The sequence below is a fragment of the Methylomonas sp. Kb3 genome (assembly GCF_002834115.1).
Classification (GTDB): domain Bacteria; phylum Pseudomonadota; class Gammaproteobacteria; order Methylococcales; family Methylomonadaceae; genus Methylomonas; species Methylomonas defluvii.
This window is the reverse complement of record NZ_PIZT01000006.1, coordinates 187,353-201,915: the sequence shown is the minus strand read 5'-3', so window position 1 is coordinate 201,915 and position 14,563 is coordinate 187,353. Positions and strand designations below refer to the sequence as shown.

The following is a 14,563-nucleotide window of genomic DNA, read 5'->3' as shown; positions in this document are numbered from 1 at the left end:
GCGCATTGTTTCGCCATTGAACCAAATTTACTGCTTCCAGTCCGAGCTTCCATGACAATTAAGCCTCTTATTTTCAGCCTTGGCCTGATCCTGTTCTGTCCGTCGCCGCGAGCCTTGGACATCGAAAAAATCCAACTGCCGGACATGGGCGATTCAGCAGGCGCCATCATTTCCCCCGCTCAGGAAAAGGAATTCGGCGAAGCATTTTTTCGTAATTTGCATCAACAAGCCGAAATTAATCAGGATGTGGAAATCCAGCAATACATCCAGAACATAGGTCGGCAATTAGCGTCCCACAGCGACACGCCGTCGAATCCCTTCCACTTTTTTGTCGTGATGGACCCCAATATCAACGCCTTCGCCGGCCCGGGCGGATACATCGGGGTCAATTCCGGCTTGATTCTGTTGACCGAAGCGGAGAGCGAACTGGCGTCTGTAATGGCTCACGAGATTGCCCACGTTACTCAACGCCACTTATACAGATCGATTGAAAAAGCCAGTAAATTGTCGATCCCAACCGTCGCCGCCACGTTAGCGGCCATTTTAATCGGCACCCAGTCACCCAATATGGGTCAAGCGGCTTTAATGGCAATCCAAGCCGGCAATATTCAGTTTCAAATCGACTTTACCCGCGACCACGAAAAAGAAGCTGACCGGGTGGGCATGCAAACCCTGGCAGGCGCCAATTACGACCCGCGCAGCATGCCGACTTTTTTCGAACGCTTACAGCAATCCACCCGTTATTACGGCAAAGGCGTACCTGAATTTTTAAGAACCCACCCGGTATCGGAAAATCGGGTGGCCGACACCCGCGGCAGAGCGGAAATCTATCCCTACCGGCAATATCCGGATTCATTAGCGTATTTGTTGACGAAGGCCAAGCTTACCGTGCTGACTGCGCAGGACAAACGCACCGCGCTACAGCATTTCACCACGCTCGAAATGCAAGGCACGCCGGAACAAAGAGCTGTCGCCCGCTATGGCATGGGCTTGGTATATTTGGAAAATCAACAATACGCCGCAGCCAGCGAAATTTTTCAAAAACTCACCGAGCAATATCCGTCGCAACCGCAATATATCTCCGCGCTGGCCCGCACAGCGATGGATGCGCACGACTACGAAAAAGCCGGCAAATTATTTGAGAAAGCAATTAACACCTTCCCCAGCAATGACGCCTTAAAAATTCAATATACCCGCAGCCTGGTCAAGAACGCTCAACCGCAACGCGCAAAACAAGTGTTACAAAGCTTGTCGGATAGCGAGAAAGACCAGGCGTATTATTACGAACTACTCGCACAGATTTTCGCCGACCTCAAACAGCCCGGGGAATCGCATCGCTACATGGCCGAGTACTATTACGCTAGCGGCGAAACCGAAGCGGCGATCATGCAAATCAGATTGGCAAAACAACAGACTGATCTCAGCTTTCAGCTACAAGCCATCCTCAACGAACGGCTAAATTTCTTTCTCAGCGAGGAAGAATCGCGCCGAATGGAACGCTAATTTCAAACATTAGAAAAACCTGATACGAGCTAAGTTTTTGTTTAAGAAAATTAATTTCGGGGCAAAACCATTTCCCGAAATAAAACTGATTTTTTTGTTGGACACCCGGTTTTTTTTAAAATACACTGCGCCCACCTTGAATACGGAGTGCATTCAACCTTAACGGGTTGCATCTTTGAGGGGGGAGGGAAACAGCCTGTAAAACGGCTGATAATAATAACTATAAAATAGTAATTGCTTGACTAAACTGCCCTAAGGCAGGCGTCCAACACAATAACAATAATAATTACAACAAACAGGACGGGCCCGCGTATAGCGGGCTTTTTATTGCCTGTCGTTTTACTTTCTCCACCTAGCCGCTTGCAGCCTCGATTGGCCTAAGTGCGCCATTTATCTTATAATTCAGCCTTGTCCGCTCGATACTGTTACAGTCTACCGGGCAAAGATCCCCCGCAAACTCAGATAAGGTTTAATAATGGCACGCGTTACCGTTGAAGATTGTTTGGAAAATGTTGAAAACCGTTTCAAATTGGTGTTACTCGCCAGCAAAAGAGCACGGCAGTTGGAAAAAGGCGCCGATGAATTCGTTCCACGCGGCAAAGATAAAGACACTGTGCTGGCACTTCGTGAAATAGCCGCAGGCTTTGTCAACGAAGAAAATATCGACCGTTTGCATCGCGCAGGTTACGTTTCGGAAACCCATCTGGAAATCTAACACCCATGCCCGAGATAGCTGTCAAACCCGCACCAGCGCTACCTGCTATCGAGCATCCTGAAGAAAAACTTCTTCACCAGCTCTGCGAGATCCTGCGCAGCTATCTCGACCAAGAACAAATCAACGATGTGATCCGCGCCTACCATTTCGGTGCGGCCGCGCATTCCGGGCAATTCCGCAGGAGCGGCGAAGCCTATATCTGTCATCCGGTATCCGTGGCGATCACACTGGCCAGCATGCACATGGATCACCATGGCATCATGGCGGCCATTCTGCACGATGTCATCGAAGACACCCCTATCAGCAAGGAACAACTGGGGGAACAGTTTGGCGTCGAAGTGGCTGAACTGGTTGATGGCGTGACCAAACTCTCCAAGATCGACAGCCGTTCCCGCGCCGAAGCGCAAGCGGAAAACGTCAGAAAAATGTTCCTAGCCATGGCGCAAGATCTGCGCGTAATCGTGGTAAAACTCGCCGACCGTTTGCACAATATGCAAACCATGGGCAATATGCCGGTCGATAAAAAACGCCGCATCGCCAAGGAAACGCTGGAAATTTACGCCCCTATAGCCAATCGGCTGGGCATGAACGATGTCAGGCATCAGCTGGAATCGTTGGGCTTTAAAGCGCTCTACCCCAACCGCTACACGGCCATCAATAATGCCGTGAAAAAATCGCGCGGCAACCGCAAGGAAATCATCGACACCATCCAGAATGCCATCCAAAATCGTCTAAACGAATCCAACTTGGACGGTGCAGTGGCGGGCCGCGAAAAAAACATCGCCAGCATTTATCAAAAAATGCTCAGCAAACGGATTTCCTTTACCGACGTTTTTGATGTCTACGCTTTCCGCATTTATTGCCATCAGGTCGACGACTGTTACCGGGCTTTAGGCTGCGTGCACAATTTATATAAACCCGTTCCCGGCCGCTTCAAGGACTACATCGCGCTGCCGAAAGCCAACGGCTATCAGTCGCTGCACACGATATTGATAGGCCCTTACGGCGTACCTATCGAAATTCAGATTCGCACCCACGAAATGCACCGCCTTTCGGAATCGGGGATTGCCGCGCATTGGCTATATAAATCCGACAACGATAAAAGTGAGACCATCCAGGCGCGCGCTAACGAGTGGCTGCGCGATTTACTGGAAATCCAAAAATCCGCCGGCGATTCGCTGGAATTCATCGATAACTTAAAAGTCGATCTGTTCCCGCAAGAAGTTTTCGTATTTACCCCCAAAGGCAAAATCATCAAATTGCCGCGCGGCGCGACCATCGTCGATTTCGCCTACCTGGTACATACCGATGTCGGCAACGCCTGCATTTCGGCACGCATCGACAAGAAACTGGTGCCGCTGCAAACCAAACTAGAAAACGGTATGACGGTGGAAGTCATCACCGCCACTTGGGCCAGACCGAATCCCCTTTGGCTGAACTACGTCACCACCGCCAAGGCACGCAGCTGCATCCGCGCCTATTTGAAAAACTTCAACCAGCAGGAAGCGATCAATCTGGGCCGCCGCCTGCTGGAAAAAGAACTGCAGAGCCTGGGTATTCAACTGGAAAATGTCGATAACACCCGCATCATCCAGGTGTTACAGGTCTTGAAAAAGCACTCGATGAACGAGTTGCTGGAAGACATCGGCTTGGGTAACCGCATGCCCTTCCTGGTGGCCAAACGCATCAGCCAAACCGACGTGAACGCCGCCGTCAAACTCGACGACAACGAATCGACGCATAAAACGCCTTTAATTATCAAAGGCACCGAAGGCATCGTCGTCAGCCTTGCCAAATGCTGCCGGCCGATTCCCGGCGACTCGATTATCGGCTTCTTCAACCCCGGCAAGGGCATCGTCGTTCATCATCACGAATGCCGTAACAGCAATGAAGTCAGAAAAAAACAGACTACCTGGCTGGATGTGGAATGGAGCCCGGAAGCCAGCGGCGAATTCCCCGCCGAAATCCGTATCGAATTGTTAAACCAACGCGGTTCGCTGGCCACCATCGCCTCGACCATCTCCAGCATGGATTCCAATATCGAAAACATTACCGTGGTCAGCCAGGACGACCGGGTCTCGGTGGATTTATTAACCCTGGCCGTGAAGGACCGCGTGCATTTGGCCAATATCATCCGTAAGCTGAAAAAACTTTCCATCGTTTTAAAAATTACCCGCATCAAGGCATAGCATGAACAAGGAAATCATCTCGACACCTCTGGCCCCGCAAGCAATCGGCACTTATTCGCAAGCCGTCAAAGTCGGCGAGACGGTTTATTTATCCGGACAAATCCCGCTTGACCCCGAAACAATGCAAGTCGTGGATGGCGACATCGCCGTACATATCCGCCGGGTATTCGATAACCTGAAAGCCGTCACCGAAGCCGCTGGCGGCGACTTCAACGACATCGTCAAACTCAATGTCTTTCTGACCGATTTAAGCAACTTCCCTATCGTCAACGAAATCATGGCCGAATACTTCAGCCAACCCTACCCCGCTCGTGCGGCAGTAGGCGTGGCGGCATTACCCAAAGGCGTTGGCGTGGAAATGGACGGCGTGATGGTATTGCGCAACGAATACTACTGATCAAAACAACGAGGCGTTTTATTTCGCCTTATCTGTTGATTCATGAGTCATCTGGAACCGCATAAACAGCCTGTCACCACCTTGACAGGCATCGGTTCCCAATCCGCCGCCCGCCTGGAAAAACTGGGCATCCATACCCTCCAAGACCTGTTGTTCCACCTACCCTTGCGATACCAGGATCGCAGCCGTATCGTACCCATTTCCCAGTTGATGCCGGGTATGACCACCTTGGTTTGCGGCACCGTCGAATTTACAGACAGCATCCAGCGCGGACGTCCCAGCGTAATTTGCCGCATCGCCGACGCCAGCGGCAGCTTGTCGATCCGGTTTTTCCATTTCACCGTGCAACAAAGTCAGCAGCTAAAGCCGGGCACCCTACTCGGCTGTTTCGGCGAAATCCGTTACGGTTACAACGGCCTGGAAATGGTGCATCCGGAATACAAAATCGTTTCCGCCGCCGAGCAACTACTGGAAACCACGTTGACGCCGGTCTATCCGTTAACCGAAGGTATTTCCCAATCCGCGCTCCGCAAAGCTATCAAACAGGCGTTAACCCTATGTTTAACCAGCGACAGCGCGATTACGGACTGGCTACCGGCTAATTTGTTGACCGAGCATGGTTACCCTTCGCTGAACGACGCTCTACAAACCCTGCATAATCCACCGCCGCATTTGTCGGCGGAGATCATCAACGGTGGCTCCTTGCCCGCCTTAAAACGCCTGGTTTTTGAGGAGTTTCTGGCCCACCATTTGGCACTATTGCAAGGCAAGTTAGCTTATAAAAGCTGGCAGTCGCCGGTTTTTGACATAAACCAGGCTGCCAAACAGGCCTTCCTGGAAGGCTTGCCGTTTCGACTGACAGGTGCGCAACAGCGAGTTAGTTCTGAAATCGAAAGCGATTGCCGTCAAGCGCAACCCATGCTGCGCCTCGTGCAAGGCGACGTTGGCTCCGGCAAGACCGTGGTAGCCGCTCTGGCAAGCTTGTTGGCGCTGAACTCGGGTTATCAAGTCGCGATCATGGCCCCCACGGAATTATTGGCCGAACAACACTTTCGTAACTTCAGCATATGGTTTGCCGAAACCGGCCACCAAGTCTTATTTCTGACCGGCCAATTGAAAGGTAAAGCCCGGCAAGCCACATTGGGTGCGCTCGCCGACGGCTCCGCCAATATAGTGATTGGTACGCACGCGCTATTTCAAGACAGCGTGCATTTTCACAAGCTGGGTTTGATCGTCATCGACGAACAACACCGCTTCGGGGTTCATCAGCGCCTGGCCTTGCGCGAGAAAGGCCAGCACGGCGGCTTAAGGCCCCATCAATTGATCATGACCGCCACGCCCATTCCGCGCACCCTGGCGATGTTGCAATATTCCGACCTGGACATTTCCATCATCGACGAGCTGCCGCCCGGCCGTAAACCCATCGCCACCAGCGTAATTTCCTCGGAACGCCGCGAAGAAGTCATCGGCCGTATCGAACATTGGGTGGCGCAGCAACGCCAAGCGTATTGGGTCTGCACCTTGATCGAGGAATCCGAGGCTCTACAATGCGAGGCTGCCGAGAAAACCGCAGCCTATCTATGCCAAGCCTTGCCGAACGTGCGTGTCGGCCTGGTGCATGGCCGGATGAAAGCCGCGGAAAAAGACGCGGTGATGCAAGCCTTTAAAAATCGCGATTGCGATTTATTGGTCGCCACCACGGTGATTGAAGTGGGTGTGGACGTACCCAACGCCGGCCTGATGATCATCGAAAATCCGGAGCGTTTGGGCTTGTCGCAGCTCCACCAATTGCGCGGCCGCGTCGGCCGCGGCGACCAGGACAGCTATTGCCTGCTGCTGTATCAATCACCGCTCTCGCAAGCCGGCAAGCAACGCCTGGCTATCCTGAAAGAAAGCAACGACGGCTTCGTCATAGCCGAGAAAGACTTGGAATTGCGCGGCCCCGGCGAAGTGATGGGCACCCGCCAAACCGGGCAGATACAGTTCAAAATCGCCGACCTAGAGCGCGACAGAGACCTGCTGGAACTGATCCCAGCCGCCGCGCAATTGATCCACAGCCAACACCCCAATGTCATTCAACCGCTGATCCAACGCTGGATCGGCCATAGCCGCCATTACGCCGAGGTTTAACGCTTGCCCGACAAAAGTTTTCTATTCAGCCGCCCGCCCATCTGGAAAAGCCACGAACCAAGCAGCCAACGGCAACTGCCGAACGATCTGCAATCCTGGCTCAATGAAACCGGCTCGCTGACCAAACGTCTGCGCGGCATCCACGGCAGCCGCTTCGGCGTAAAAGTGTTATTCCACCGCTGGAAGCCGGCTTTCATAGACGAATGCCGACTATTGGGCTTGCCGCCCTGCCGCTACCAATTGATCCGGGAAGTGTTACTGCATGCCGATGGCGAGCCCTTGGTACTGGCCCGCACCATCCTACCGGAGCCGACCATCGAAATCGCCCACCGTAATTTATCCCATCTCGGCACCAGGCCCTTGGGTGAAGTGATTTTCGCCTATCCGGATTTGGAGCGCCGCCAGAGACAGTTCAGTCGGGCTGATACAGGCATTTGGTCGCCAGGTTTGCAAACGGCGGTTGGTGTAGACGATGCTATTTGGGGGCGGCGAACGGTTTATGCGATCCATCGGCAACCGTTGTTGGTCGCGGAGTTTTTTCTGCCGGGGGTGCTGAATGTGTAATCGAGAACCGGCTCAAGCCGCCTTTTCTACCATGCGTCATAGTGGCGCTTTTTCGGGAAAATTGACACGCTTGACCGCTTCCCGATCCAATCGTATCGGCGTGTCGCGCAGATACAAATAGGTTCGGCCATCGTGCCGGTAGTGCTGATAAGTTTGCGCTAATCGAAACGGCGAATTCGGCTGTTTCAATGCCGAAAGCAACAAATCAGAGTGGGCAAAATGCGGTTCGATTAACGGGCCTTCAGCAACTACCACAGCACTTGCCGAAACCTGATCCAGCAAATCCAACACGGCTTGCGGCGACTCCGTTCTTAGGGCGTAGCGTTTACCCATGAAGTCCGATTTTGCCAACAACTGCGAACTTCGCACCACGTAGCACTGCAAAAACTTGTCGCGTAACGCCAATTCGGCAGCGAACGCACCCTCCGTACCCGCATGCCCGTCGACAATCGTCACCGTACCCGGCGCCTGGCTGATAATTTGTTCGGCTACCAAATCCATGCGCAAATCAAACCTTGGCGCGCGGTCGACAAGAAAAAACCAGCCGGGAGCGCAAAACACAAAGATCAAGACTGTTGCCACCAGCCAAGGCCTAGCAAATGCCCACTGCCAACGCCGTACTGCGGCTGCGGCACCCATGCTGATAAAAATCGCCATATAAGGCATGGCGGACGACATATACCGCTGATCCAAATCCACCGGCACGATGGCATGAAAGATAATAGTGGCAAGCACCATGGCCAGGCCGGTAAGCCCCGCCTCCCTTATAGCAGGATCCGCCCTGCCGCTCACACTGACGACTACCCCGACTAGCGCCGCGATTGTCCCTATCGGCCCGATATTGGCGTATATGGCTGGAAGGAACGCCGATAAAGCCAAAACAAAGTAATCCATACCCCAAGCGTAATTGAAACCATCGCTGGATATTTTGTAGGTGACTACCGTCCAGGCCCCCACGACAGCCAACGCCGCGAAACCCGATACGTATGTACGCCAATTCAGCAGTATCTGCCAACGTCCCGTCAGAGCAATATGGAAAAATGGGAATACGCCCATTAACCAGCCGTTGCCTTTTACCAGGATAGCGGCTGACGTTAAAGCCGCGTAGGTCAAACCTCTGCGTAAGGTGGGCTGTTGGGTGTAACCACTCCACTGCATGGCCGCCAACACGCACAAGCCAACCAAAGCCTGATCCAACATTAATCGCAAGGTGTTATTAATGGTGACGGGCATGCAGACATAAGCAATCGCCGCCAAAAGCGCCCAAGGCATACCCAGAACTTGCCTGGTAATACGTGCCACCAATAAAGCTGGTAGCGCCCCTATCAGCAAATTGACCAGCATGAACGGAAAGGTAGCATGCGGCAGGATGAAGAAGAATAATGACAGAAACGCATAGTACAGCGGCGGCCAATGCCCAATCGAAATCTTGGGGTAATGCACGTAAAAATCGGTGGCGTACTGCATGGGATTCTGCCCGAATGCTGTGGTGACATACGACCAGATCAGATACGCATTCAAAAAATGAGACCCCTCGTCGCTGCCGGTCAAGCCACTGTCCAAGCCGCGCAAAACTATCATTGCCGCCGCGAGAATCGCGGTGGCAATACCAAATACAGCCAAATCCGGATACCAAGAGCTTGCCCTAACAAAGCCCTCCAAACTTGTTCCGCTAGATAATTTCTGCCGCAAATCGCTGTTTGTATTACCGGCGGCGGCATCACTGAATACGAAATAACGATAGGCGTGAAAACTGAGAATGGTCTGACAAGCGGTTGCCAAGGTCACCGCCAACATCGGCAACAAGCCATAACTAACCAAAACCAAGTAAATCAGGTAATTGATTAAAGCCATGCTCAATGCCACCAGCATATAGCGCCCGCCTTCGCGGATAGAACGGGAATGTTCGACTTGGTAGGTAAAACACCGATTGGCCAACCACGTAAATAGCATTGCGGAAAAAATAGCCGGAATACGCGCCAACCAAGGCGCCAAGCTAAGCTGTATCAGCAAAAAAGTCAGACCGGCATCGATACAAAAGCCGGCTCCGCCGACGAGCAGGAAGCGAATAAACATCCGGATTACAACCTATGCCTGACTTCTGCTGTTTGTCATATACCACATGCGCTTTTGTTCGAGGCGGCCGCGGGCGACGCTATCCAGAATCAAACCGCAAACCGTGAATATGCCAGCCAATAGCACTATGCCTGTTGCCAGAATAGCGGTGGGAAATCTCGGTACCAAGCCAGTATCTAAATATGTCAGCAATAGCGGCAGAGCCAGAACCAGCGCAATCAGAATCAGGCCCATCGCAAGCACGCCAAAAAAACGCGCCGGACGAATTTCTTTGAACAATATCAGAAAGGTAAACAGTATTCTGAACGCATCCCGAACCGTACGCAGTTTGCTGGCGGAGCCCTCTAGGCGCGCGCCGTAATCGGTGGGCATTTCCGCGATGGGCATGCGCAATTGACTGGCATGAACGGACATTTCGGTTTCTATCTCGAAACCGCTGGATATCGCCGGAAAACTTTTTACGAAGCGCCGCGAAAAAACTCGATAGCCGGAAAAAATGTCCGTAAACAGCGGCCCGAATAGACTGCGGTACATCGCATTAAACAGCCGATTACCAAAACCATGGCCGGCCCTATGGGCATTTTCGAATACGTTACGCCGGGTACCTACAACCATATCCAAATGTTCGTCCACCAAACGCTGTATCATTTGCCCGGCAACTTTAGAATCGTAAGTGCCGTCGCCGTCGGCCATGATGTAGATATCGGCATCGACATCCGAAAACATGCGCCTGACGACGTTGCCTTTCCCCGGCCACGGTTCTGATCTCACCACCGCGCCCGCTAGAGTGGCCTCTGCAATTGTGTTATCGGAAGAACGATTGTCGTAAACGTAGACGGTAGCATCCGGAAGCTCTTTACGAAAATCGTCAACCACTTTTCTGATCGACAGCCCCTCGTTATAACAAGGCAAAAGTACGGCAATTTTGCCGATTTTGGAACCGTCCTGAGCATAACTATTCATCAACCATCCTTACTCGCTAAATATTGTTCTTGGGCATTTTCCGAGCTGTCAGAGCCGGACATTTTTGTTATTGCAACACCGCGGATGGGTGTCTTTTGGTTTTTTAACGCGAATTCGAAACCCAACCTCAATCGAGGCATTTTAGGGCCCGACTTATCGAATAAGAATATGGCGGCACGGCGATTTTAGCAAGGCAAAGCACTCACACAGAAATCCCGATTGAAAATAGCGCAAAACCGACCTGCTTCGGCGTTATTCAAAAAAATCACAGCCCAAGTACAACCGGCGACACTAAAGTTACTCAAAAATCTTGAATATCACTTCGGCGACCGACGCCACTAAATCGCCGTCGATGCTTTGTTCGCCATAGCTTTGTTGCGGGCGGGAATAGTCTTTCCGAAAGGCCTTTTTGAATTGCTCGGAGCTGGCTTTTTCTTGTTTGGCAGTGATTTTTTGCTGATTCAAAATCTGGCCGCCGGCTTTTTTCCATTCCAGCAGATGACTGATTTGTCCACCATCCAACCAGATGCCATGGCTTCTGCATTGGTCGATAATCACTCCGCTGCGATAGCCGTAGATCACCCGATTCATTAACACTTGGCACACCGGGCATTTAAGATATTTCACGGTGGCATTTTTCGGGTAGCGGTCCTTATTAATATTGCCCAGTAGTTCCAGGTTGACGGTAACCACAGGCGCCACTGCGCTATCCAGCAAGGTTTCTATTTCACCGGGATCGAAAAATAAGCCATAGCAGTTGGCGCACCGCTCGATATGTAGGGAACCGGCGGCATCCAGACTAATGGTTTGCAGACTTTGCGCGCATTCCGGGCAAACTCGCTCGCTGGTGGCATCGATGACTTGATAGTCGTGCTTGCCTAGCAAATCGATGTCGTTGCGGACGCCGCAATAACTGCAATACTGTGTGTTGGCAGGCAAGGGTGCGGAACAACTCGTGCAGTTGGCCATGCTAAAACTTATCCAATATTTGTTGTTTCTTGGCGGCGTATTCGGTCTCGGTTATTAGCTGCGCTTCGAATAGCTGCTTCAATTCGGTCAACTTGGCGACGGTTTGATTGCTATCGGCAGCAACCTGATTAGTCGTCGCGCCCAGCGACTGGGCCATACCTTGCCCCAAGCCGATGCCCGCGCCCATCCCCATCCCAAGCCCGGCGCCGCCGCCTTCGTTACGGGCTGCATCGCGCAAAGCGTCCAACTGCTGCACCTTGGCGTAATCCAAACCCACCGCTTGCGCGGCTTGCGCTTCAGCGGTCAGGTCGGCAATACGGTTAATGCGGCGCAAAGTGTCTTCATCAAAATCTGTACCTTCGATACGAAAATCACTAATGCTAAAACCCAGCTTGCGAAACACGATGGCCAGCTTAATGGCTATGCCACGGGCTATTTCGTCGCGGTTGGCGTCGATGTCGGCAAAGCTATACTGACATTCCGCCAGATAATCGGAAATGGGATTAATGATCCGCGCCGAAAGAATGTTGCGGAAATCGTCAATGCGCATCTGGTTATGGCTGCCGACGATATTGACGAAAAAATCGTTGGCATCGGCTATTTGGTAGCTGTAGTTGCCGTAAGCTTTTAAAGCGACCGGGAAATGATATTTCGGGTCCTGATATTTAATTGGCGAAGTGGTGCCCCATTTCTGATCGAGAATCTTGGTTTTACGGAAGAAATAAATTCCCACCTTATGTTCGCTCTCGAAAAACTGCATGAATTTCTTGATCGTAGTCCAAAACGGCACGTTATCGGTTTCTAAATTGATCATGCATTGTTCTTCGATCACCGCTTTGACCTGGCCCTGATACACGAAAATACAGCCCTGCCCCGGACCGACGATTAATTTGGAGGCATTTTTGATTTCGTCGCCGTTTTCAGTCCATTGTGCCAACAACAGATCTGGATCGGGGTTTTCCCATTCGATCACCGAACGTAGTTGCCGTTTGATACCGTCTATAAATGCCATTACTAGCCTCGCTGGACTGGAGAAGAATCGATTAATTGCGTAACATCGCGGTTTAAGTATGGCAAAAAATGGGAGTTGCGGTGGCAATCAGAATATATAAAGGCAAACAACCCAAGGTCGGCAAAAACGTGTACATCGACGAAGCAGCGGTCGTGATCGGCGATGTGAGAATAGGCGACGATGTATCGGTGTGGCCGACCACGGTGATACGCGGAGACGTCGAAGCTATTACCATAGGCGAAGGCACCAACGTTCAGGATGGCTCGGTGTTGCATGTTTCCCACGCTGGCGACTATTCGCCGCAAGGCCATCCGTTGACAATCGGTAAGGGCGTCACTATCGGTCATCGCGCCGTGGTGCATGCCTGTACGATAGGCGATTATTGTCTCATCGGCATAGGTGCAATTGTGATGGATGATGCCGAGCTGGGGGATTATGTGATGCTGGGTGCTGGTGCTTTAGTGCCGCCCGGCAAGAAGCTGGAAGGCGGTTATTTATATGTCGGTACACCCGCCAAACAAATGCGGGCTTTGACCGATGAAGAAAAAGCTTTTCTGGAATATTCGGCCAAACATTATGTGAAGTTGAAAAACGACTATTTAGCTGAATTAGCGTAAATTTCATACTCTCTAGGCTGTATCGGCGCTTTGCATCCGACAGCCTATCGTTTAAATAGCCGGCGTCATCTAAAACCGGCTAGACCCTTCAGGGAAGAGCTTAATGAATATGCACTTCCCGAGATTTTGATTTATCGCTTCTTGCCAGCGTGTAATCGTCCTGGTCGCCGAGCATGGGCGTACCGTCGCTATTCAGGTGTATCAACGTTCCTTCGTCTTTGATGCTGAATTTGCGATTCAGATCGCCTTTATTGGAGGTTAACGACAGTATGTGAGTTTTGTCATCCCAGTCGTACTTGCCTTTCTCGTAAAACTCTCTGGAAGAGGCTTTTGCGTATTGAGTGACCAATAAGTAATTGTTCTTTTGTTTCAAAGACAAGGTCATTTTGAAACCATCACAATCTTTTTCCTTGCAGGGCAAATAACCGTAAAACACGCCGCGAAATCCCTCGGTTTTGTCCGCGAGTTCCGCATGGGCGGAATGATCCATGTCTTTCTGATGAATCAATTCCCGCGCTTTAAGCGTTTTTTCCTGGAGTTGCTTATCGGATTCCGCCCAAGCCGGGTTTAGCGCCGGAAGCAATGCACCTAAAAAAATCACCGTCACATATTTTTTAATTTTTCTAGTCAATGTTTGCATATGAGATTTTTCTATTTCTGTGAGTAAAGTAATTAGACAAGAACAGCATCGAAGACTACCAGGATAATCGCCAATTTCAACTTCGCGAATATTTTATCGCCGGTAGATGCTGCTTTTTCCAGACTTTTCAAATAAAGCGCCGTCGGCTTTTTACGCCAAATCGCGCCTGATCAGATTGGGGAGAGCAGATAATAGTGCAAAATCCAAACACCACTTGCAGACAGTCTTTGCGAAAACAACGGCAAACGTATAATATTGATACGATATTTGTTTGACAAGCCCGCGCATTTCTTTTATTGTTTCGATTCGCTACCATGAAGCAGCTCAGAAATGCCTAAATCAGGTGTTTTCAATCCGTAGCTGCTTACATGGAGGTGTAACGCAATTCCTGGCTGATGCATTCAATGCTTTCAGCGAAATATTCGATCTGGCTCGACGGCGCGAGCATGCTATAGGTATCGGAGAAATCGCTAAGATTGACGTCAAATCAGTGCCGGCCCCGTTAAAGGGCGAACAGGTTTTTCAATACAAATTCGGTTCGGCACTGGCCGATTTATTATTATAAGAGGTAAAACCATGACAGAAGTAAAACAAGAAAAAGATAACTTCGTGTTGTATTTGGTGCTGGCTACCGCAGTTGTTGTTGGCGCCATCCTGGCGGTAAAAATGAGCGAAAACGAAAAATTTGCCCCCATCAAGGATCAAATTGCCGAAGAGAATCGCTTAATGAACATCCGAGTCATCGGCAACCGCGAGGATTAATATGATGAAAACCACTTTTATCGGCA

14 protein-coding genes are annotated in these 14,563 nt (G+C 51.1%); 9 read left to right on the top strand and 5 right to left on the bottom strand.

Going from position 1 to position 14,563, the window contains the following annotated elements:
• Window positions 1-51 precede the first annotated feature (51 nt).
• The 6 genes from CWO84_RS05225 to CWO84_RS05200 all read left to right on the top strand — a co-directional run bounded on the left by CWO84_RS05225 (window position 52) and on the right by CWO84_RS05200 (window position 7,498).
• Window positions 52-1,503: a M48 family metalloprotease gene (locus CWO84_RS05225; protein ID WP_165786269.1), complete on the top strand. Its 1,452-nt coding sequence runs from the start codon at window positions 52-54 to the stop codon at window positions 1,501-1,503.
• Window positions 1,504-1,978: 475 nt separating this feature from the next.
• Entirely contained in the window at window positions 1,979-2,218 is a 240-nt protein-coding gene (gene rpoZ, locus CWO84_RS05220) for a DNA-directed RNA polymerase subunit omega (RefSeq protein ID WP_033156558.1), read from the top strand.
• 5 nt (window positions 2,219-2,223) lie between these two features.
• Entirely contained in the window at window positions 2,224-4,407 is a 2,184-nt protein-coding gene (locus CWO84_RS05215) for a bifunctional (p)ppGpp synthetase/guanosine-3',5'-bis(diphosphate) 3'-pyrophosphohydrolase (protein ID WP_020482114.1), read from the top strand.
• A gap of 1 nt (window position 4,408) precedes the next feature.
• Window positions 4,409-4,804 (top strand): RidA family protein, encoded by a 396-nt coding sequence (locus CWO84_RS05210; RefSeq protein ID WP_033156559.1) that lies wholly within the window; start codon window positions 4,409-4,411, stop codon window positions 4,802-4,804.
• Window positions 4,805-4,846: 42 nt separating this feature from the next.
• Window positions 4,847-6,934 (top strand): ATP-dependent DNA helicase RecG, encoded by a 2,088-nt coding sequence (gene recG / locus CWO84_RS05205; protein ID WP_033156560.1) that lies wholly within the window; start codon window positions 4,847-4,849, stop codon window positions 6,932-6,934.
• A 3-nt stretch (window positions 6,935-6,937) separates the two neighbouring features.
• On the top strand, window positions 6,938-7,498 hold the full coding sequence (locus CWO84_RS05200; protein ID WP_051669950.1) for a chorismate lyase: 561 nt from the start codon (window positions 6,938-6,940) through the stop codon (window positions 7,496-7,498).
• Between the two features lie 36 nt (window positions 7,499-7,534).
• Here CWO84_RS05200 and CWO84_RS05195 read toward each other — a convergent pair whose 3' ends face one another.
• The 4 genes from CWO84_RS05195 to CWO84_RS05180 all read right to left on the bottom strand — a co-directional run bounded on the left by CWO84_RS05195 (window position 7,535) and on the right by CWO84_RS05180 (window position 12,518).
• Window positions 7,535-9,574, bottom strand: coding sequence for a GtrA family protein (locus CWO84_RS05195; protein ID WP_101051956.1), 2,040 nt, complete (start codon window positions 9,572-9,574; stop codon window positions 7,535-7,537).
• A 12-nt stretch (window positions 9,575-9,586) separates the two neighbouring features.
• Window positions 9,587-10,537, bottom strand: a complete 951-nt coding sequence (locus tag CWO84_RS05190) for a glycosyltransferase (RefSeq protein WP_051669954.1) — start codon at window positions 10,535-10,537, stop codon at window positions 9,587-9,589.
• A gap of 297 nt (window positions 10,538-10,834) precedes the next feature.
• Window positions 10,835-11,506, bottom strand: coding sequence for a zf-TFIIB domain-containing protein (locus CWO84_RS05185; protein WP_101051955.1), 672 nt, complete (start codon window positions 11,504-11,506; stop codon window positions 10,835-10,837).
• Window position 11,507: 1 nt separating this feature from the next.
• On the bottom strand, window positions 11,508-12,518 hold the full coding sequence (locus tag CWO84_RS05180) for an SPFH domain-containing protein (RefSeq protein ID WP_033156562.1): 1,011 nt from the start codon (window positions 12,516-12,518) through the stop codon (window positions 11,508-11,510).
• Window positions 12,519-12,598: 80 nt separating this feature from the next.
• Here CWO84_RS05180 and CWO84_RS05175 point away from each other — a divergent pair, with 80 nt between their 5' ends.
• Window positions 12,599-13,135 carry a gamma carbonic anhydrase family protein gene (locus CWO84_RS05175; protein WP_033156737.1) on the top strand — a complete coding sequence of 179 codons (537 nt, stop codon included), beginning with the start codon at window positions 12,599-12,601 and terminating at the stop codon, window positions 13,133-13,135.
• A gap of 100 nt (window positions 13,136-13,235) precedes the next feature.
• Here CWO84_RS05175 and CWO84_RS05170 read toward each other — a convergent pair whose 3' ends face one another.
• Window positions 13,236-13,775, bottom strand: a complete 540-nt coding sequence (locus CWO84_RS05170) for a copper resistance protein NlpE (protein ID WP_033156563.1) — start codon at window positions 13,773-13,775, stop codon at window positions 13,236-13,238.
• Window positions 13,776-14,046: 271 nt separating this feature from the next.
• Between CWO84_RS05170 and CWO84_RS05165 the strand changes: the two genes are divergently transcribed.
• Entirely contained in the window at window positions 14,047-14,340 is a 294-nt protein-coding gene (locus CWO84_RS05165; protein ID WP_101051954.1) for a hypothetical protein, read from the top strand.
• 11 nt (window positions 14,341-14,351) lie between these two features.
• Complete coding sequence (locus CWO84_RS05160; RefSeq protein ID WP_033156565.1) at window positions 14,352-14,537, top strand: hypothetical protein; 186 nt, start codon at window positions 14,352-14,354, stop codon at window positions 14,535-14,537.
• The last annotated feature ends 26 nt before the right edge of the window (window positions 14,538-14,563 follow it).

Bases quoted from the DNA above. Each gene is read 5' to 3' on its own strand.
- CWO84_RS05180 (WP_033156562.1), bottom strand. From the start codon at position 12,518: ATGGCATTTATAGACGGTATCAAACGGCAACTACGTTCGGTGATCGAA.
- CWO84_RS05160 (WP_033156565.1), top strand. From the start codon at position 14,352: ATGACAGAAGTAAAACAAGAAAAAGATAACTTCGTGTTGTATTTGGTG.
- CWO84_RS05225 (WP_165786269.1), top strand. From the start codon at position 52: ATGACAATTAAGCCTCTTATTTTCAGCCTTGGCCTGATCCTGTTCTGT.
- CWO84_RS05195 (WP_101051956.1), bottom strand. From the start codon at position 9,574: ATGTTTATTCGCTTCCTGCTCGTCGGCGGAGCCGGCTTTTGTATCGAT.
- recG (WP_033156560.1), top strand. From the start codon at position 4,847: ATGAGTCATCTGGAACCGCATAAACAGCCTGTCACCACCTTGACAGGC.
- CWO84_RS05215 (WP_020482114.1), top strand. From the start codon at position 2,224: ATGCCCGAGATAGCTGTCAAACCCGCACCAGCGCTACCTGCTATCGAG.
- CWO84_RS05190 (WP_051669954.1), bottom strand. From the start codon at position 10,537: ATGAATAGTTATGCTCAGGACGGTTCCAAAATCGGCAAAATTGCCGTA.
- CWO84_RS05185 (WP_101051955.1), bottom strand. From the start codon at position 11,506: ATGGCCAACTGCACGAGTTGTTCCGCACCCTTGCCTGCCAACACACAG.
- rpoZ (WP_033156558.1), top strand. From the start codon at position 1,979: ATGGCACGCGTTACCGTTGAAGATTGTTTGGAAAATGTTGAAAACCGT.
- CWO84_RS05210 (WP_033156559.1), top strand. From the start codon at position 4,409: ATGAACAAGGAAATCATCTCGACACCTCTGGCCCCGCAAGCAATCGGC.
- CWO84_RS05170 (WP_033156563.1), bottom strand. From the start codon at position 13,775: ATGCAAACATTGACTAGAAAAATTAAAAAATATGTGACGGTGATTTTT.